General features: G+C 59.2%; 20 protein-coding genes and 1 tRNA gene. 10 read left to right on the top strand and 11 right to left on the bottom strand.

Translation table 11 applies throughout. From position 1 onward, the window contains the following. Positions 1 to 23: 23 nt before the first annotated feature. The 3 genes from RCJ00_RS03335 to RCJ00_RS03325 form a co-directional block, all read right to left on the bottom strand. A complete protein-coding gene (locus RCJ00_RS03335) occupies positions 24 to 611 on the bottom strand; it encodes an exonuclease domain-containing protein (RefSeq protein WP_316220260.1) in 588 nt (195 codons plus the stop codon). Between the two features lie 393 nt (positions 612 to 1,004). Then, a tRNA-Leu gene (locus tag RCJ00_RS03330) sits at positions 1,005 to 1,089 on the bottom strand. 66 nt (positions 1,090 to 1,155) lie between these two features. Then, positions 1,156 to 1,590 carry a GNAT family N-acetyltransferase gene (locus tag RCJ00_RS03325; RefSeq protein WP_316220259.1) on the bottom strand — a complete coding sequence of 145 codons (435 nt, stop codon included), beginning with the start codon at positions 1,588 to 1,590 and terminating at the stop codon, positions 1,156 to 1,158. A gap of 186 nt (positions 1,591 to 1,776) precedes the next feature. Here RCJ00_RS03325 and RCJ00_RS03320 point away from each other — a divergent pair, with 186 nt between their 5' ends. Beyond that, complete coding sequence (locus RCJ00_RS03320) at positions 1,777 to 2,256, top strand: hypothetical protein (RefSeq protein WP_316220258.1); 480 nt, start codon at positions 1,777 to 1,779, stop codon at positions 2,254 to 2,256. A gap of 75 nt (positions 2,257 to 2,331) precedes the next feature. Further along, on the top strand, positions 2,332 to 2,568 hold the full coding sequence (locus RCJ00_RS03315; protein ID WP_023458741.1) for an alkylphosphonate utilization protein: 237 nt from the start codon (positions 2,332 to 2,334) through the stop codon (positions 2,566 to 2,568). A 49-nt stretch (positions 2,569 to 2,617) separates the two neighbouring features. Here RCJ00_RS03315 and RCJ00_RS03310 read toward each other — a convergent pair whose 3' ends face one another. Continuing rightward, positions 2,618 to 4,105, bottom strand: a complete 1,488-nt coding sequence (locus RCJ00_RS03310) for a catalase (RefSeq protein ID WP_316220257.1) — start codon at positions 4,103 to 4,105, stop codon at positions 2,618 to 2,620. A gap of 173 nt (positions 4,106 to 4,278) precedes the next feature. Here RCJ00_RS03310 and RCJ00_RS03305 point away from each other — a divergent pair, with 173 nt between their 5' ends. After that, positions 4,279 to 4,722: a GNAT family N-acetyltransferase gene (locus tag RCJ00_RS03305; protein ID WP_316220256.1), complete on the top strand. Its 444-nt coding sequence runs from the start codon at positions 4,279 to 4,281 to the stop codon at positions 4,720 to 4,722. 55 nt (positions 4,723 to 4,777) lie between these two features. Here RCJ00_RS03305 and RCJ00_RS03300 read toward each other — a convergent pair whose 3' ends face one another. The 3 genes from RCJ00_RS03300 to RCJ00_RS03290 form a co-directional block, all read right to left on the bottom strand. Then, on the bottom strand, positions 4,778 to 5,695 hold the full coding sequence (locus RCJ00_RS03300; protein ID WP_316220255.1) for an alpha/beta fold hydrolase: 918 nt from the start codon (positions 5,693 to 5,695) through the stop codon (positions 4,778 to 4,780). Between the two features lie 105 nt (positions 5,696 to 5,800). After that, positions 5,801 to 6,010, bottom strand: a complete 210-nt coding sequence (gene relB, locus RCJ00_RS03295; RefSeq protein WP_316220254.1) for a type II toxin-antitoxin system RelB family anti-toxin — start codon at positions 6,008 to 6,010, stop codon at positions 5,801 to 5,803. Beyond that, positions 6,010 to 6,396, bottom strand: coding sequence for a hypothetical protein (locus tag RCJ00_RS03290; protein WP_316220253.1), 387 nt, complete (start codon positions 6,394 to 6,396; stop codon positions 6,010 to 6,012). The genes relB and RCJ00_RS03290 overlap by 1 nt, the downstream gene beginning before the upstream one ends. A gap of 209 nt (positions 6,397 to 6,605) precedes the next feature. Here RCJ00_RS03290 and RCJ00_RS03285 point away from each other — a divergent pair, with 209 nt between their 5' ends. Continuing rightward, complete coding sequence (locus RCJ00_RS03285; protein WP_316220252.1) at positions 6,606 to 7,802, top strand: acyltransferase family protein; 1,197 nt, start codon at positions 6,606 to 6,608, stop codon at positions 7,800 to 7,802. A 94-nt stretch (positions 7,803 to 7,896) separates the two neighbouring features. On the opposite strand, the gene RCJ00_RS03280 is transcribed toward RCJ00_RS03285, so the two are convergent. From RCJ00_RS03280 to RCJ00_RS03270, 3 genes are all read right to left on the bottom strand, one after another. Beyond that, positions 7,897 to 8,508: a hypothetical protein gene (locus RCJ00_RS03280; RefSeq protein ID WP_316220251.1), complete on the bottom strand. Its 612-nt coding sequence runs from the start codon at positions 8,506 to 8,508 to the stop codon at positions 7,897 to 7,899. Beyond that, positions 8,505 to 9,815 (bottom strand): M48 family metalloprotease, encoded by a 1,311-nt coding sequence (locus RCJ00_RS03275; protein WP_316220250.1) that lies wholly within the window; start codon positions 9,813 to 9,815, stop codon positions 8,505 to 8,507. Before RCJ00_RS03275 ends, RCJ00_RS03280 begins: the two co-directional genes overlap by 4 nt. Positions 9,816 to 9,946: 131 nt before the next feature. Beyond that, positions 9,947 to 10,669 carry a hypothetical protein gene (locus RCJ00_RS03270; RefSeq protein WP_316220249.1) on the bottom strand — a complete coding sequence of 241 codons (723 nt, stop codon included), beginning with the start codon at positions 10,667 to 10,669 and terminating at the stop codon, positions 9,947 to 9,949. Between the two features lie 181 nt (positions 10,670 to 10,850). Between RCJ00_RS03270 and RCJ00_RS03265 the strand changes: the two genes are divergently transcribed. From RCJ00_RS03265 to RCJ00_RS03245, 5 genes are all read left to right on the top strand, one after another. Then, complete coding sequence (locus RCJ00_RS03265) at positions 10,851 to 11,486, top strand: TetR/AcrR family transcriptional regulator (RefSeq protein WP_316220248.1); 636 nt, start codon at positions 10,851 to 10,853, stop codon at positions 11,484 to 11,486. After that, positions 11,476 to 12,411, top strand: coding sequence for an HlyD family secretion protein (locus RCJ00_RS03260; protein WP_316220247.1), 936 nt, complete (start codon positions 11,476 to 11,478; stop codon positions 12,409 to 12,411). The genes RCJ00_RS03265 and RCJ00_RS03260 overlap by 11 nt, the downstream gene beginning before the upstream one ends. Beyond that, on the top strand, positions 12,408 to 13,343 hold the full coding sequence (locus RCJ00_RS03255) for an ABC transporter ATP-binding protein (protein ID WP_316220245.1): 936 nt from the start codon (positions 12,408 to 12,410) through the stop codon (positions 13,341 to 13,343). The genes RCJ00_RS03260 and RCJ00_RS03255 overlap by 4 nt, the downstream gene beginning before the upstream one ends. A 1-nt stretch (position 13,344) precedes the next feature. Next, positions 13,345 to 14,472 (top strand): ABC transporter permease, encoded by a 1,128-nt coding sequence (locus RCJ00_RS03250; protein WP_316220244.1) that lies wholly within the window; start codon positions 13,345 to 13,347, stop codon positions 14,470 to 14,472. A 109-nt stretch (positions 14,473 to 14,581) separates the two neighbouring features. After that, positions 14,582 to 14,845: a hypothetical protein gene (locus RCJ00_RS03245; protein ID WP_316220242.1), complete on the top strand. Its 264-nt coding sequence runs from the start codon at positions 14,582 to 14,584 to the stop codon at positions 14,843 to 14,845. A gap of 6 nt (positions 14,846 to 14,851) precedes the next feature. On the opposite strand, the gene RCJ00_RS03240 is transcribed toward RCJ00_RS03245, so the two are convergent. Beyond that, positions 14,852 to 15,172: a rhodanese-like domain-containing protein gene (locus RCJ00_RS03240; RefSeq protein WP_316220241.1), complete on the bottom strand. Its 321-nt coding sequence runs from the start codon at positions 15,170 to 15,172 to the stop codon at positions 14,852 to 14,854. 312 nt (positions 15,173 to 15,484) lie between these two features. Between RCJ00_RS03240 and RCJ00_RS03235 the strand changes: the two genes are divergently transcribed. After that, on the top strand, positions 15,485 to 15,820 hold the full coding sequence (locus RCJ00_RS03235) for a metalloregulator ArsR/SmtB family transcription factor (protein WP_316220240.1): 336 nt from the start codon (positions 15,485 to 15,487) through the stop codon (positions 15,818 to 15,820). Positions 15,821 to 15,872: the final 52 nt, after the last annotated feature.

The raw sequence follows: 15,872 nt of genomic DNA, 5'->3' as shown, positions 1-15,872 counted from the left end.
TTGACGCCGTTCGTCCAGATAATTCAACTTTGCCGCCCCCATTCGAAAATATTTGCAAATATTTCAGCCTGTTCAATAGCATCATCAAGTGCGTTGTGAGTATGAGCGTGAACAGCTCGCAACCTTTTAGGAAGATTTGATTTTCCCGAAACTGACACGGGCCTCCCAAGTTTCAACGCGATTGCAGTTTTAATATCGAAACAGCTCGAATGCCCAAACGGAGTTCCCAGCGAACAGAACCTCACGAAATACCAGTACATCCACGACCAATCGAAACTCAGCGGATAGGCCACAAAGACTGGATTCCCGCCGTCTGCAATTTGGTGGACCCATTGATACGCATCAAGCATTGCCCGTTCCGGCGAGATTCCGGTGACCACAAGCTCATCTCGGTTCAAACCATTTATTTTCAGAGCGTCGTCTTCAAACTGATCTGAAATTGGCGCAAGCTCTCGATAGATAGATGAACTGTAATTATCGGGACGTTCGAAACGTTTTCCATCGAAGCGACCTGCGTAAACTAAGCCAAATGATAGCATGGAAAACGGCCCCGGAATGGGGCCATCTGTCTCGATGTCCGCAGAGAAATAGACATCAACATTATCACCCATACTGGTCGCCTGTTTCGCTTTCATCTGTCGGGCAATGCTGCTTCGTCACGGCCTCACACTCAACGGTTTCCGGAGGGTTTTGACATGTCCAGTACGGTCAAGCAACCCGGTCACGGAGCATTTCATTCAATGGTAGCGTAGATTTTTTTTTGAGCACAAGCCACGCTGGGAAATCCGCATTTAACTTGGTAAATATCTGATCGTTGGGCAAAATGCAGGGGGAAAACAGCAAATCGATTTATTATGATATTGTCGAAGGTCAATGCGAATAGTTTCTTGAGGGACATAATTCCAATACGGAGTTTAACTACGTGCGAACTGAAGACTTTCAAGAAGCATTAAGTCCCTTATTTTATTCGCCTTTATAGCATATTCTAATATTGGAAAAAATTCTGGTGCCCCCGGTCGGACTCGAACCGACACTCCTCTCGGAACCGGATTTTGAATCCGGCGCGTCTACCAATTCCACCACAGGGGCAACTGAGGAAGAGCCGGGTTGATAATGGCTTTTGCCGCACCGTGCAAGCCGAAAAAACGCCTAAAATCAGAGAGACTTGTGCATGCTTATGTGGGGAAGGGTGACTTCGTCGAAGACATCGCCCTCTGCGGCGTAGCCGTGCCGTTCATAGAAGGCTTGCGCCGTTAGGCGGGCGGCCAGCGTGATGCGGGTTTTGCCAGCGGCGCGGGCGGCGTCTTCGGCCGCGCTCAAAAGCTGCGCGCCTATGCCCTTGCCCTGCTGATCGTCATCCACCGCCATCTGGCGCAGCTTGACCGTCGTGTCATCATAGGGCGCGATCAGAACCGTGCCCACCAGATCGTCGTCGTCAAAGGCGCCCAGATGGGTATCGCCTGCTTCGGCGGCCAATTGCGCCGAGGTGAAGTCCAGGCCGAGCGGCGTGCGCAGGATGGCGCGCCGCAAATTGACGGCGGCGGCGTAATCGGCTGAGCCGTGGGCAATGGGGCGAACGCGGAGGGGCATGGGCTTTTTCCTGACTGTCGCGCCCTTTTAGCGACGGCCTGGCCACTAGACAAGCCGAGACCCGACAGACACACGCCTGTCAGAATTTCTGATTAGATGTTTATAAAAAAGCCTTAGGCCGGACATGGTTTCATGAGATCGTCCTTCCTAAATCTCGAAATCGAATATCGTCTTAGGAGAGACTGAATGAGATCGTTCGGCAAGACCGTTGCCTTAGGCAGCGTCGGCATGGCGTTGGCCGCATCCACCCTGCTGGCCGCCTGTACGCCGAAGCCAAGTTCGGACGAAGTGGCGTCGTCTCAGTCGTCCGAATCGGCCGCCATGTCGATCACCGCCGCCGAAGCTGCGCAACACGCTGTGTCCAGCGCGATGTCGAGCTTCGATGCCACTGGCTATGTCGGCAAATGGACCGGGCCGGAAGGCACATCGCTCACCATTACCCCATCTGGTACTCCGGCGGGCAGCGAATATGAGGTCGTCATCCAAAACCTCGACGGGCCGCGCACCTTCAAAGGCACCCTGGAAGGCGACGGCATCCATATCACCCGCGACGGCGCGCCCCTGGTCATCCATAAGGGCAATGGCGCGGCCACCGGCATGAAGTGGCTGGCGGAAAAAACCGATTGCCTGGTCGTTGCGGCCAACGAAGGCTATTGCAAGGGCTAGTCAAGAAGCCCCACATGTCGTAGGGGCTTTGCCATCCGGGGCGGCATTTCGCGGCCCTGATCCAGTGAGGGCCCGATGGCGAACGACGAAGATGAGCTGATTGTAAAAGATTCCAACGGTACGCAGTTGCATGATGGCGACAGCGTCACCTTGATCAAGGATCTTAAGGTCAAGGGCAGCGGCGGCGTGACCCTGAAACGCGGCACCCTGATCAAGAATATCCGCCTGACCTATGACGAAGCCGAAATCGAATGCAATGCCGATAAGGTCAAGGGCCTGGTGCTGCGAACCGAATTCGTCAAGAAGGCTTAATCGCCAGTAGCTTAAACCCCGCCCCGTTGTCACGAGGCGGGGTTTTTGTTTACGACAGGTCGCGGGTGGCCTGGACCTCGGCATCGCCGCCGTGGCTGAGCGCCGCGCGGATGCCGGCGCCGTAGGCCGGGTCGATCCGGTCGAAGTGGGCGAGGGCCCGCTCGATGATATGTTCCGGCACGCCCTTCATAGATCCCGCGATGTTTTCGCAGGTCCGGCGTTGCTGGCCGGCGTCGAACAGCCGGAACAGATTGCCGGCCTGGGTGTAGTCGTCATTGCCCTCGCGGTGGTTATACCGGTCGGCATCGCCCGAAATCCGCAGCGGCGGTTCGCGGTATTCCGGCGCCTGGGTCGGACCGCCCATGCTGTTGGGTTCGTAATAGGCGTCGGGGTTCTTGAAATTATCGAAGAACCGCATCTGCCCATCGGCATGATAGTGGTTGACCGGGCATTTCGGCGCATTGACCGGCAGGGCTTCGTAGTGGGTGCCCAGACGGTAGCGGTGCGCGTCGGCATAGGAAAAGATACGGGCCTGAAGCACGCGATCCGGCGAAAAGCCGATTCCCGGCACGATGTTGGAGGGCGAATACGCCGCTTGCTCCACCTCGTTGAAATAGTTGTCGGGGTTGCGGTTCAACTCCATCACGCCAACCGGGATGAGCGGATAATCGCCGTGCGGCCAGACCTTGGTGAGGTCGAACGGATTATACGGCGTCGTTTCCGCTTCCAGTTCGGGCATGATCTGGACGAACAGGTCCCATTTCGGATAGCGGCCAGCCTCTATCGCGCCGAACAAAGCCTCCTGATAGCTTTCTCGGCTCTGGCCGATGATGTCCGCTGCCTGGGCGTTGGTGTAATTGACCTTGCCCTGACGCGTCTTGAAATGGAACTTGACCCAGAAACGTTCGCTGTCGGCATTGATGAAGCTATAGGTGTGCGATCCGTATCCGTTCATGTGCATGGGCGAAATCGGCAGACCACGGTCCGACATCAGGATCGTCACCTGATGCAGCGCTTCGGGGCTCAGCGACCAATAGTCCCACATGGCTGTCGCCGAGCGCAGATGGGTTTTCGGATGGCGCTTCTGGGTATGGATGAAGTCCGGAAATTTGTACGGGTCGCGGATGAAGAAGACCGGCGTATTGTTGCCGACCAGATCCCAATTGCCTTCCTCGGTATAGAACTTCACCGAAAAACCGCGCACGTCGCGTTCGGCGTCTGCTGCGCCCAATTCACCGGCGACGGTCGAAAAACGCGTGATGAGCGGCGTCACCTTGCCGACTTCGCCAAATATCTTGGCGCGGGTATATTGCGTGATGTCGTGGGTGACGGTGAATGTGCCGTGCGCGCCCCAACCCTTGGCGTGCACCACGCGTTCGGGGATGCGTTCGCGGTTCTGGTGCGCCAACTTTTCGAGCAACTGGTAGTCCTGCATCAGAATCGGACCGCGCGCTCCGGCGGTCAACGAATTCTGATTATCGGCGATCGGCGCGCCAGCGGTGGTGGTTTGGTGAAACGGGCATTTTGCGTCAGACATGGCGATCTCCTCAGATAGGCTCAGTTGATGAGGACAGTTGTGCCGGGTTTCTCCGCATAAATGAAATCGATACTATTTGTTTTTGGTATAACGAAAATCTATGGTGTTGCGCGGCTTATGGCGCGCGGTCTAAAACCCGCCAGGCGCGAGAACCAATGGCGGGAAGGATGACCATGATGCAGATCGAACAGGCCACTCAGGCGGATAAGGCGGCGTGGTGGCCCTTATGGCAAGCCTATCTGACCTTCTATAACCATCCCCTGCCGGATGAGATCAGCGACCTTACCTTCGCGCGCTGCCTCGACCCGGAAGAACCCATGCAGCTATTGCTGGCGCGCGAAGACGGCGTGACCCTGGGCTTCGTCACCCTGGTCTTTCATCGGTCGACCTGGGCGCGCACGACCTATTGTTACCTCGAAGACCTCTACGTCGATGAACGGGCGCGCGGCAAGGGCGTGGGGCGCGCGCTCATCGAAGCGGTGTCCGATATCGCCCGCACACAGGGTGCGGAACGGCTGTACTGGAATACGGACTTTGCCAATACGACGGCGCAGGCTCTATACAACACGCTGGCGGAAAAGACAGACTTCCTCGTTTACCGCCGGATATTGGATTAGCCAAAAGCCCCGGACCGCCGTCCGAGGCCTTTTACTTACTTCCCAGGCTTTTTATTTACTTCAATGCCCCGTCCAGAGCCACGTAAAAGGCGTCCGGCTGGTCCAGCATGACGAAGTGGCGCGCCTTGGCGATGCCGGTAAAGGTGACGTCGGTCTTGCCGGCATAGTTGGCCTTATAGATCGCTTCGGCGCCGTCATCGCTGGCGAAGATCACCGTGGCGGGGGTGGCGATAGCCTTCAGGTCGGGCCGCAGGTCGATGATCAGGTCTTCGTACAGCGCCTGGGCGAAGACGCGGCGGTCAGAGGTCACGGACCAATCCAGCACGCGCGCCTGATTGTCCGGCGCGGTGACCAGGCGGGCGGCGCCGGCGGTCTGTTGCGCTTTGAAGCCGTCGGCCGATGCGGCGATCAAGGTGTCGCGCATGACGGTGGCCTGGGGCTTGACCATATCGACCGTGGCCATGGGATTGAAGATGACGCCGACATAGGGCAGGGCATCGACGATGACGATCCGGCCGGCGTCTTCCGGGTGCGCCTTGGCCAGCATCAACGACATCAGCCCGCCCAGCGAATGGCCGACCACAACGGGCTTATTGAGGTGGTTGGCCTTGATATAGGCGTCAATCGCCGCAACGGACGGCGTCAGGACCTCGCCATCGCCATTGGCCCCGGCGGGCACACCGGCGAACCCGGCCAGAGTGAGCACATGCAGGCGGTAATGCCCTTTGAAATGCGCCACCGTGCCATCCCACGTGGCGCCTGAAGAGCCCAGCCCGGGAATGAGAATGACATCGGGGCCTGTCCCACTGACCTCGACCGTGAAACGGGCGTGGGCGGCGTCGGGATAGGGCGTGGCGGCGCGGGAATGGCCCGCCGATATGGCGGCGACAATCCCGACGATGATAGCGATCAAGGCCATAGGCCGGTTGAAAATGCCACGGCGATGAAAAGAGCCGCAAAAGCGATTGAACATAGGAAGTTTCCTTTGAACGAAAATGAGGGGGGATCGGCAGGCAAGGGGGCGCTAAGGCGGTCTGCAAGCAGACGCCGGGGTTGAGAATCGTATTGACGGGCAGGCTTAGCTTTGGGGCGGGCGGTACGGGTTTTCGAAAATCTCTTCGACCGGCCGGTCGAACACGCCCGAAATCTTGTAGGCGAGATCGAGCGACGGCGAATGCTTGTCGGTTTCCAGGGCGATGACGGCCTGGCGGGAGACGCCCAGTCGGGTGGCAAGATCGGCCTGGGTCAGGCCCATCTCGGTACGCAATTCACGCAGGATTTGTTTCATCAGCGCCCCCTAAGGATAAGGCTGATGACGCCGAACGCCGCCCAGAAAAGCATGTAGACATAGTAGAGGTCGAAATGCTGGAGCCCGGCATAGTTTTCCATAAAGCCATAAGCCGTGCAGATAAACAGCGTGATGCCGGTGGCCAGGATGAACCGGCGCGTGATCTGGGCACGAATGAATTCATCGCTCTTTTCGATATAGCGCAACATGGTCAGGATGGTGCCGCCGATCGGCAGGGCGGGCATGACGGCCAGCCCGTAGAGCAGGGGGCCTTCGGCGGTATAGCGGCGGAAGAAGATGCCATTGAAGATAATGGCGGCCATATACAGGACCATCCAGACACTCATGCCTATGGTATATTGGGCGGCGGGAGAACGAGACGACATGCGGGCATCCATGGGGTGGAGGGGTAATGTAAGGCTTACCTTACATCGGCGACGTGTAATGTCAACCTTACATTCTGAAAAACTGTCAAGTTAACGTGACATTTTAATTGGTACTTCATTGGGTATTACCTGGACAACGCCACTTTCATCTTGGCAAGCCTCTTCGTCTATGACAGTGTTGCCGTATAGAAAACCAACAGGGGATGCGCATGGCTGCCGATATTCTGAAATTCGAAAAAAAGGAAAAACCGGCCGTAAAGCGAACCGCGTCTCAGGCGCCGGGCAAGACGCGTTTCGAAGCGCTCGATATCCTGCGTGGGCTATTCATTATCGGCATGTTGCTGGCCAACAATGCCGGGGATTGGTCGCATATCTGGGCGCCGTTCGACCACGCCGAATGGCACGGCTTCACCATGACCGATCTGGTCTTTCCGGGCTTCATGGTCTGCGTCGGCATTTCCATGACCTTGTCGATGGGGCGGCGTATGGAAGACGGCGGCAAGGCTCAGATGGCGGTGCATATCGTCCGGCGGGCCGCCATACTGATTGCGCTTGGCCTATTCCTGAACCTGCTTCCGGACTTCAACTTCGCCATGTGGCGTTTTCCAGGCGTCTTGCAACGCATCGGCCTGTGTTATGCCTTGGCGGCCGGGCTGGTCCTGATCCACAGTCACGCAGCGGGCGGCAAGCTGGTGTTGCATCCCCGGCCTTTGGCCATATGGGCGTTCGGACTGCTTGTCGGTTACGTGCTGCTGGTGAAGTTTGTCCCGGTGCCCGGCTATGGCGTCAACCGCTTCGATCCGGAAGGCGCTTGGTCATCCTATATCGACCGCATCATTCCGGGTATCCACCACATCTATCAGGGCGGCACCAATGAGAAAGGGCAGGTGGTCTATGACCCCGAAGGCCTGCTGTCGACCTTCCCTGCCATCTTCAACATCCTGGCCGGTATCCTGATCGGCCTGTTCATCCAGAAGCAGACGCCGGCCCGCGCCGTCGGCGGCACCCTGGTTGCCGGATTGGCGCTGGTCATCTGCGCCCTGGCCATGGATGGCCAGGTGCCTATAATCAAGAAGCTGTGGACCCCGTCCTTTGCCCTGCTGACCAGCGGCCTGGCTATGATCATTTTGTCCGTACTGATGCTGATCATGGACAAGATGGGACACACCAAATGGGCCATGCCTATTCGCGTGTTCGGCACCAATGCCATCCTGGCCTATGTCTTCGGCTGGCTGTTCTCTGTATTTATGGGCGTGACCGGATGGACGCATCACATGATCGTCTTCCTGACGCGCCTCATACCCGATCCCTACGCCATGTCGTTTGCCTACGCCCTGTTCATCCTGATTGTCTGCTGGCTGTTCGTGCTGCCCTTCTATCTCAAGAAGATATTCCTCAAGGTATAGCTTCGGCGGTGGGCGCACTCTGCTGAGGTCCGAAACGTGCACTACACGTTTCGGACTAAAGGGCAGATTGTAAAAGAGGAGCGTCAGTTCGCCGTTACGGCAGATTGGCCGAATCCATGGTCGCCACGACGTTTTTCAGGTTGGCAGCGTAATAGTGCTCTTCCGGCGCGATGTAGACGATATAGTAGTTCAATCCCTTGTCAGACACCGCCTGGGCCAGTCCGTGCAGATTGAGCCCTTCGGCCGTACGCGCAGTGAATTCAAAACGCACGCCCTTGGCGCCGCTGATCGTCACCGGCTTCGGATTGCTGGTCTCGACCTTGAGGTAGTCCATGGTGGCCAGGGACGATGAGACGAATTCCATCTGTTCGGATAAGGACATGTTGAGCTTGCCGCGCGGCGCGGGGCTGTTCTTGGTGTCGCCGCGCATGGCGTTCACCATCAACGGATCGACGAAGGTCAGTCCGTCCGAGACATAGAGCCGGTTCAGCAACACCCCATCGATGGACAGGATGCGCACCTTGGGCGCGCGCCGGAAGAACAGCTTGCTGACATCTGCCCAATTGCGGTCCAGCGTCACGCTATATTTGCTGGCGACCGACATCTTGCCGGCCGGCACCAGGGGCGGTCCGGAGGCGCAGCCCGTCAAAAGGACAGCAGCGGCGGCCGTCGCGGCGCCGAGTTTGAGCACGGTTTTCATGGTCATTTGGTTCCCCCAGATTTCAGTTCAGCGCCGGATTTCGGCTCGGCGGTAGCGGCAGGCAGCATCAGATCCTTGGACAGGGTATCGACCTGATCCTGCACCATCCAGGCATCTTCGGCATTGGGCGCCAGCGCCAGATAGTGTTTGAATGCGTCAATTGCCCCTAGAAAGTCGAATTGGTGACGATGGACATCCCCCAATTGGCGCCAGGTTTCCACGGGTGCGTCGGGAAAGGTCAGGGCGGCCTTGTAGGCCAGGACGGCATTGTCCATGTCCGTCGGCAACCCGCCGGCGCGGCGGCCGTTGCGTAATCGGAAGGCCTCGCCCTTGTAGAAATTGAGCAGGCCCATGTCCTGGCCATCGACGCTCAGGCGGTTGACCAGATACAGCGTCTGGCCATAGTCCTGGCGACGCAGATCGTCCTTGAGCCACGCACCGAGATAGGTGCGGATGTGGTCGCGATAGGCCAGGCGGGCGGCCTTTTGCTCCTCCGCTGTTCTAACTGACGGTTTGCCGCCATTGAGTTCTGCGTCGCGCGCCTTAGCGGCCGCAATGCGGTCGGCTTCAACGGGATGGCTATCGAAAATCGTCGCCCGCCCGCCCATGCGGCGAACCCGTTCATAATCGGAGGCGGCTGTTTCGTCCTGGATTTCGTACCACAGATCGGCGGCGCTTCCCGTGAAATAGCCCGCCTTGCGGGCATAGCTTAGTCCGTAGGCGTCGGCTTCGCTTTCGCGCTCGCGCGAATAGCTCATCAGGGCGGAAACCGTGCCCAGATAGGTCAGATCGATCAGTCCGCGCGTGATATCGTTGATGCTGCGCATTGCCGAATAGGAATTGGCATTGGCGGTTGCCCCGACCGAAACGGTGGCGATGACCAGGGTGGCGGCGAGCGCGACATTCTGGCCGGTCCGGGTCGCCTCGAATTGCTTGAGGCCGTGCGAGTGACGAAAATGCGCTGTTTCGTGGCCGAGGACACCGGCCAGTTCATCCTCTGTCTCGCACCGCAGCATCAGGCCGGTCCAGACTTCGGTATAGCCCGTCGGTGTCATGCTGGCGTTGAAAAAGGGGCGGTCCATAACGTAAAGGCGGACGTCGCCATCATAGGGACCGGCGACGCGGCTAAGGACGCCGCGCACATAGCTGTTGAGCGCGGGGTCAGCATTGCGTTCGCCGGAGGTTTTGGCGGCATGTTCAGCCTTTGCGACTTCGGCCCAGATGCCGCCTTCCAAGGTATCCGAGGCCGGAGTCTGGTTTGGCTTGCGGTCCAGCGCATCCAGCTCTGCATCCCCGGGCGTGGCGGCGGCCACGCTTTCGCCCGCCCGAGCCTGTGAATACAGGCAAGGCGTAAGAGCGATCGCCAAAGTCATGGGTAGGGCTATCGACGAGCGCCACGCAATTCGGCCTTTTCGGCGTGTCCGTGCGAGCGGCATGGCGCGTGTCACAGCGGCATCTTCTTGGCGAGTTCATTCATCCAGACCTGCGCGCCGGCGGCTTCACGGATATCTATCCCGGGAGGCACTGCGACATTACTGTACCAGACGACCTTGCCGGTATTCATGTCGACCAGTGTCATTTGGATCACCTGACCGCCCATAGGCATTGCGACACCCAAGGCGGCCATGCCGACCATCATGGCGGCCCGGCCACCACTGGAATAGGTGCCTTTGGCGTCTACGAACATGACGTAGGACGGTGACGTGCCGTCGGCAGGCATCAAGGCTTTGATGCCATCACCCAGCGTCCAGTCAAAGGTCGGCTTGGTCGGCATGATAAGGCCGGGTGTGATGTTATAGGTGATCGAGTTGCTGACAGCTTCGTTGAGCTTGAGCAATTGCACCGCTTCGGGGTCTTCGTAGCTCTGGATATCGACCGTGGAGACCTTATATTTGCGCGTCGTCAATAGGCCGGTCAGCGCGGATGCCAGATGTTTGCGCGCGTCACGCGACCACTCTTCCTTCGGCTCCTGACCGCCGGCCGCTGTCAGAAGAGACAGCGATACCTCAGGCTGGATCAGCAATATCGGTGTGCCTTCGGCCGGCTTTTCCATCTTCACGGATTGGATGCGGTCAATCGGACCGGCGTGAGCGGCCGGAACGGCAACGGTCATGCCGACGCACAAAAAAGCAAGCGCAAGCGCGCCGGTGGTCAAGGTACGTTTCATAAATTCCCCCATCAAATCGGTGCGGCCCGCGGATCTCGACGGTGCGCAAGAGCGATTCTGCTTTTTCATATCGCGGTGCGCGTATTTCGACAAGAAGATTGTTTCACAACCTTGACTGCCCCTTGTGGACAAGGCGATTACCGCTTATAGTACTGACTGGTCAGTACTATAAGGTTGCCTAATGTCCGAACCCGTTACCCCGTCCCGCCGCCGTGAATCGCCGGAAGTCCGCCAGGCCGATATTCTCAATGCGGCCCTGGACGAGTTTTCACGGCACGGTTTCGAAGGTGCGCGCATGGAGGACGTGGCGCGCAATGCGCGGGTATCGAAGGGGACGGTCTACCTCTATTACCCGACCAAGCAGGCCTTGTTCGAAGCCTTGGTCATGCGCGATATTGCCCCGCGCGTCGCCGCAGCCTCGCTTTTTCTCAAGGGCTATGACGGTCCTATCGAACCGGCGCTGATGCGTATTGTTGAAATGGCGGCAGCGGCGATCGAGGCTGGTAAGCTCCCCGTCTATCCCAAATTGCTGATCGCCGAAGCCGGGCGCTTCCCCGATCTGGCCGCCTTTTACCGCCGCGAAGTGGTGGGCAAGATGATCGATGCCTTGACCACTTTGTTTCAGCGCGCGCTCGACCGCGGCGAAATCAGCGGCATCACCGGCGAAATGGCGGCGCATCTGTTCATTGCGCCCCTGTTGAAGTCGCTTATGTGGTCGCTCGTTTTTTCGCGGACGGACGCCGCACCGTTTCCGCCGCTGCCCTACCTGCAAACCCACGTCCAGGTCTTTCTGAGGGGACTTAATCATGGTGCGTAAATCTCTGCTTTTGGGGACTTTCCTCGTCCTGCTGGGATGCCAGCAAACACCGGACAATAGCTATGGCGGCTATGTCGAAAGCCAGACGGTCAGCATTGCCGCCCCGCAATCGGGGTGGCTGTCGGCGGTCGATGTCGATCGCGGCGATACGGTGCGCGACGGTCAGCCCCTATTCCGGCTGGATGCGACGGCGGCGCAATACGCTCTGGCCGGGGCCGAAAACCGCGCCACCTCGGCCCAGGCCCAGGCGGCGGATCTGGCCAAGGGCGCGCGTGACGCCGATATCGCGCCCCTGACGGCCCAGCGCTTTCAGGCCCAGTCGCAGCTTGACCTGGCCCTTGCCAACGAAGCGCGCTACGCCCAGCTGGAGCCCAAGGGCTACGTCTCGGCGACCCAGATGGACAGTCTGCGCGCGGCCACCAAATCGGCGCGGGCACAACTGGCCAATATCGACCGCCAGATCGAAGAAAAACGCCTGGCGTCGCGCGTGGATCAGCAACGCGCCGCCCAGGCTCAGGCGGCAGCGGCCAGCGCCGACGTCGCGGGGGCGAAATATACGGTCGATGACCGCGACGTGAAGGCGCGCCTGACCGGACTGGTCGATGAACGCCTGCGCGAACCCGGTGAATTTGTCGCGGCGGGATCGGCGGTCTTGACCGTACGTCCGCAAGGTCGTGAATTCGTGCGCTTCTACGTACCGCAATCCGATCTGGCGAAATTCCGCGTCGGCGGTTCGGTGCGGATTTCCTGCGATGGATGCAAGGGGCAAACGGGCAAGGTGCGCTTCATCTCGCCGTCCGCTGAATTCACCCCGCCGGTCATATATAGCGTGCGCGAACGCCAGAAGCTGATGTTCCTGATCGAGGCCACGCCCGAAAGCCCTAACGCGCTCCATGCCGGCCAACCCGTGGATGTACGGCTGTGACGGCGGATGCGGCGCTTGCCATCGATGTGCGTGGACTGACCAAGAGCTTCGGCAAGCTCAAGGTCGTGGATGCCGTCGATATCGCCATGCCGCGCGGCCAGGTCTGGGGCTTTCTCGGCCCCAACGGCTCAGGCAAGACGACGACGATCCGCATGTTGTGCGGCCTGTTGCGGCCCGATGCGGGCGAGGGGACCTGCCTCGGTTACGACATCCTCAAGCAGAGCCGTCAGATCAAGAACAATGTCGGCTACATGACGCAGAAGTTTTCCTATTGGGAAGACCTGTCCATCCGCGAAAACCTCGAATTCGTCGCCAACCTGTACGGCCTGAAAAACCGCAATCAGGTGGTAGACCAGGCGCTCGAGACCCTGGGTCTGGCGTCACGCGCCAAACAATTGGCGGGCACCCTGTCCGGCGGCTGGAAGCAGCGTCTGGCCCTGGCCGCTTGCACCCTGCATAGCCCGAAGATGCTGATGCTGGATGAGCCGACCGCCGGTGTCGATCCCCAGGCGCGGCGCGATTTCTGGGATCAGATTCACCGCCTGTCGTCCCAGGGGCTGACCGTGCTGGTCTCCACCCACTACATGGACGAAGCCGAGCGCTGCGACCAGATCGTCTATATCGCCTACGGCAAGCTGATGGCCCAAGGGCGGGTCGAAGATATAATTACGCAGTCGGGCCTCTATACCTTCATCGCCGAAGGGGCAGGTGTACGCGACCTGATGGAGAACTTGCGCGGTGAGGCGGGCGCGGACCACGTCGCCTATTTCGGCAATGCGCTGCACGTGAGCGGCGGCGACCTGGCGGGCTTGCGCGACATAGTTGCCCGTCATGCGGTGGCAGGCATTACCTGGCGCCAGGAACGGCCAAATCTCGAGGATGTCTTCATCCACCTGATGGGACAGTCTAAAGACAACAGTGTGAGGGCCTGACATGAACTGGCTGCGTCGTATCCTCGCCATCCTGACCAAGGAATTCATTCAGATGCGGCGGGACCGCCTGACCTTCGGCATGATGATCGTCGTGCCGGTGGTGCAACTGGCCCTGTTCGGTTTCGCCATCAATTCCGATCCGCGCCACCTGCCGACCCTGTTATACCTCGAAGACAATTCGGCCATCGTCCGGTCGCTGACGGCCGGGCTGCAAAATTCCACCTATTTCGACATTACGGGTCAGGTCAGTACGGCCGAAGCGGCAACCCGCGCCTTGCAATCGGGGGACGCCGCCTTTGTCGTCACCGTGCCCGCCGGCTTTACCCGCGCCATGTTGCGCGGCGACCGGCCGCAATTGCTCATTGAAGCGGACGCCTCAGATCCGTCGGCGGCCAGCAATGCCGTCGCCATGCTGGACCAGATCGCCACCTCCGCCCTGAAGCAGGACCTGAAGGGCGAATGGGCCGGCCTGGGCCAGGGACCGCCGCCCGTCGATATCGTCATCCACCGCATGTACAACCCGGAAGGCATTTCCCAGTACAATATCGTCCCCGGGCTGCTGGGGGTCATTCTGACCATGACCATGATCATGATCACCTCCATCGCCATGACGCGCGAAACCGAACGCGGCAACATGGAAAACCTGCTGGCCATGCCCGCCCGCCCCTGGGAGGTGATGGCGGGGAAGATCATTCCCTATGTCGGGGTCGGCCTGATCCAGACCGGGATCGTGCTTCTGGCGGCCTATTACATCTTCCATGTCCCGTTTGTTGGCTCGCCGTGGATCATGGCCTTGGGTGTGGGGCTGTTCATTATCGCCAATCTGGCGGTCGGCTTCACCTTTTCTACCATCGCGCGGTCTCAGATGCAGGCCATGCAGATGACCTTCTTCTTCTTCCTGCCGTCCATACTGCTATCGGGTTTCATGTTCCCGTTTCGCGGCATGCCCGCCTGGGCGCAGGACATCGGGCAGATATTCCCGCTGACTCATTTTCTGCGGGTCGTGCGCGGAGTGATGCTGAAAGGCGCGGACTTCCATGCCCTGTGGCCGAATATCTGGCCAATGCTGGTCTTTATCGTCGCGGCCATGACGGTGGCCATGCTGCGCTATCGCTCCACCTTGGATTAATACCAAGCGTCACGACTTTTTACTCGTCCACAGGTGTGTCGCGGCCCGCCTTGACTCTCACTAGTAATGAGAACAAAATAAGAACATGTAGTTCTGAGGAAGGCCGCCCATGTCCACGTCCTGGTTTTGTGAAACGCAGTTGCGCGACCTGCCGCAGGAGACGCGCATCCTGATCACCTGCGATAAGTGCGGCCGCCAGCGCGAGGAGGGCGTGCGGCAACTGGTCAACGAAGCGCGGGTCGGCGCCATGTATCTCGACCTCATCGAATGGGCCTTCAGTTGCGCCGATTTCCATTGCGGCGGCAGCGTCTCGTTCGGCGTGTTCACGCCGGTCGTCTTGCAGGACAGGCCACTAATACGCCGGTGGGCCTGACCAGCCTTACCGTTCGGTCGGCAGGCCTGCCATAACCCAGGCGCGCAGGCCACCGGCCAGGTGGTGATGGATATCGATGCCCGCCGCCTGGCAGGCATTGGCCGCTGTCACCGAACGCACGCCGCCGGCGCACGACAACACGACCGTTTTGCCCGCCTCGGACGGCAGGTTCGCCGGGTCGAGGGTCGAGAGCGGATAGTTCACCGCCCCTGCAATACGTTCAGCGGCGAATTCATGCGGTTCGCGCACGTCAACCAGCAGGATTTCACCGGCGTCCAGCGCGGCATTGACCTGTTCGGGCGTCAGATTTTCGATGGGAGTGGACATGTCTGGACCTTTCACGAAGCGAGTTCGCCTCTATGCCATCTCAAGGCGCCGGAGGGAAGCACAAGCGGACTTATCCCAACGTGCGCGGTTTAGCACCGCTGCGTTGTTATAAGTTTTGGTTCAGCTCAAGCGCCGCATGGCTCCTCGCATAAGCTCGGGCGGCCAAAGTTTGGACGGCCTGGCGGCCTTGCCAAGCGTCACGAGTGAAAAGTCATGACGCTTGTATAGGCTGTGATCGCGGATTGACTTTCGCGCCCAACTGCCTACGTTTAGCTGACAAGCTAATCGTTTTGCCCCGAAAGGCGTCACAGTATGCGTACCGTCCAGGCCGCCAAGATTTTCGCCGCCATGGCGTCCGAACCCCGACTGAAGATACTGGCCTATCTGTCGAAGGCGACGATGACCGCCGGTGAAATCGCCGACCGCTTCGATATGACCAAGCCCTCCCTGTCCAAACACCTCGGCATACTGGAAAATGCCGGACTGATCACCGGCGTAAAGGTGGGCAAATATATTCACTACAGCATAGTCGAAACCCATATCGTCAATGCGCTTGATGGTTACCTTCAGGAGGTTTGCCCGACGCGCAAGCCGCTGCGGCGCGAAAGTGAAGCCCGCGCGACAGCCCCGGACGCCTCCGAAGCCTGATTTTTTGCTTTGCCTGCCCGTAGATAGCGCTAACATGGCGCCAATTAATAAT

The sequence above is a fragment of the Asticcacaulis aquihabitans genome, assembly GCF_032490435.1.
Taxonomy (GTDB): domain Bacteria; phylum Pseudomonadota; class Alphaproteobacteria; order Caulobacterales; family Caulobacteraceae; genus Asticcacaulis.
The sequence above is the reverse complement of the archived record's forward strand: the minus strand, read 5'-3'. Positions and strand labels throughout refer to the sequence as shown.

Coding starts and splice junctions, on each gene's coding strand:
- RCJ00_RS03320 (WP_316220258.1), top strand. CDS start 1,777: ATGAGATCGTTCGGCAAGACCGTTGCCTTAGGCAGCGTCGGCATGGCG.
- RCJ00_RS03305 (WP_316220256.1), top strand. CDS start 4,279: ATGATGCAGATCGAACAGGCCACTCAGGCGGATAAGGCGGCGTGGTGG.
- RCJ00_RS03290 (WP_316220253.1), bottom strand. CDS start 6,396: ATGTCGTCTCGTTCTCCCGCCGCCCAATATACCATAGGCATGAGTGTC.
- RCJ00_RS03335 (WP_316220260.1), bottom strand. CDS start 611: ATGGGTGATAATGTTGATGTCTATTTCTCTGCGGACATCGAGACAGAT.
- RCJ00_RS03250 (WP_316220244.1), top strand. CDS start 13,345: ATGAACTGGCTGCGTCGTATCCTCGCCATCCTGACCAAGGAATTCATT.
- RCJ00_RS03300 (WP_316220255.1), bottom strand. CDS start 5,695: ATGTTCAATCGCTTTTGCGGCTCTTTTCATCGCCGTGGCATTTTCAAC.
- RCJ00_RS03265 (WP_316220248.1), top strand. CDS start 10,851: ATGTCCGAACCCGTTACCCCGTCCCGCCGCCGTGAATCGCCGGAAGTC.
- RCJ00_RS03245 (WP_316220242.1), top strand. CDS start 14,582: ATGTCCACGTCCTGGTTTTGTGAAACGCAGTTGCGCGACCTGCCGCAG.
- RCJ00_RS03240 (WP_316220241.1), bottom strand. CDS start 15,172: ATGTCCACTCCCATCGAAAATCTGACGCCCGAACAGGTCAATGCCGCG.
- RCJ00_RS03280 (WP_316220251.1), bottom strand. CDS start 8,508: ATGACCATGAAAACCGTGCTCAAACTCGGCGCCGCGACGGCCGCCGCT.
- RCJ00_RS03315 (WP_023458741.1), top strand. CDS start 2,332: ATGGCGAACGACGAAGATGAGCTGATTGTAAAAGATTCCAACGGTACG.
- RCJ00_RS03285 (WP_316220252.1), top strand. CDS start 6,606: ATGGCTGCCGATATTCTGAAATTCGAAAAAAAGGAAAAACCGGCCGTA.
- RCJ00_RS03325 (WP_316220259.1), bottom strand. CDS start 1,590: ATGCCCCTCCGCGTTCGCCCCATTGCCCACGGCTCAGCCGATTACGCC.
- RCJ00_RS03270 (WP_316220249.1), bottom strand. CDS start 10,669: ATGAAACGTACCTTGACCACCGGCGCGCTTGCGCTTGCTTTTTTGTGC.
- RCJ00_RS03235 (WP_316220240.1), top strand. CDS start 15,485: ATGCGTACCGTCCAGGCCGCCAAGATTTTCGCCGCCATGGCGTCCGAA.
- relB (WP_316220254.1), bottom strand. CDS start 6,010: ATGAAACAAATCCTGCGTGAATTGCGTACCGAGATGGGCCTGACCCAG.
- RCJ00_RS03260 (WP_316220247.1), top strand. CDS start 11,476: ATGGTGCGTAAATCTCTGCTTTTGGGGACTTTCCTCGTCCTGCTGGGA.
- RCJ00_RS03310 (WP_316220257.1), bottom strand. CDS start 4,105: ATGTCTGACGCAAAATGCCCGTTTCACCAAACCACCACCGCTGGCGCG.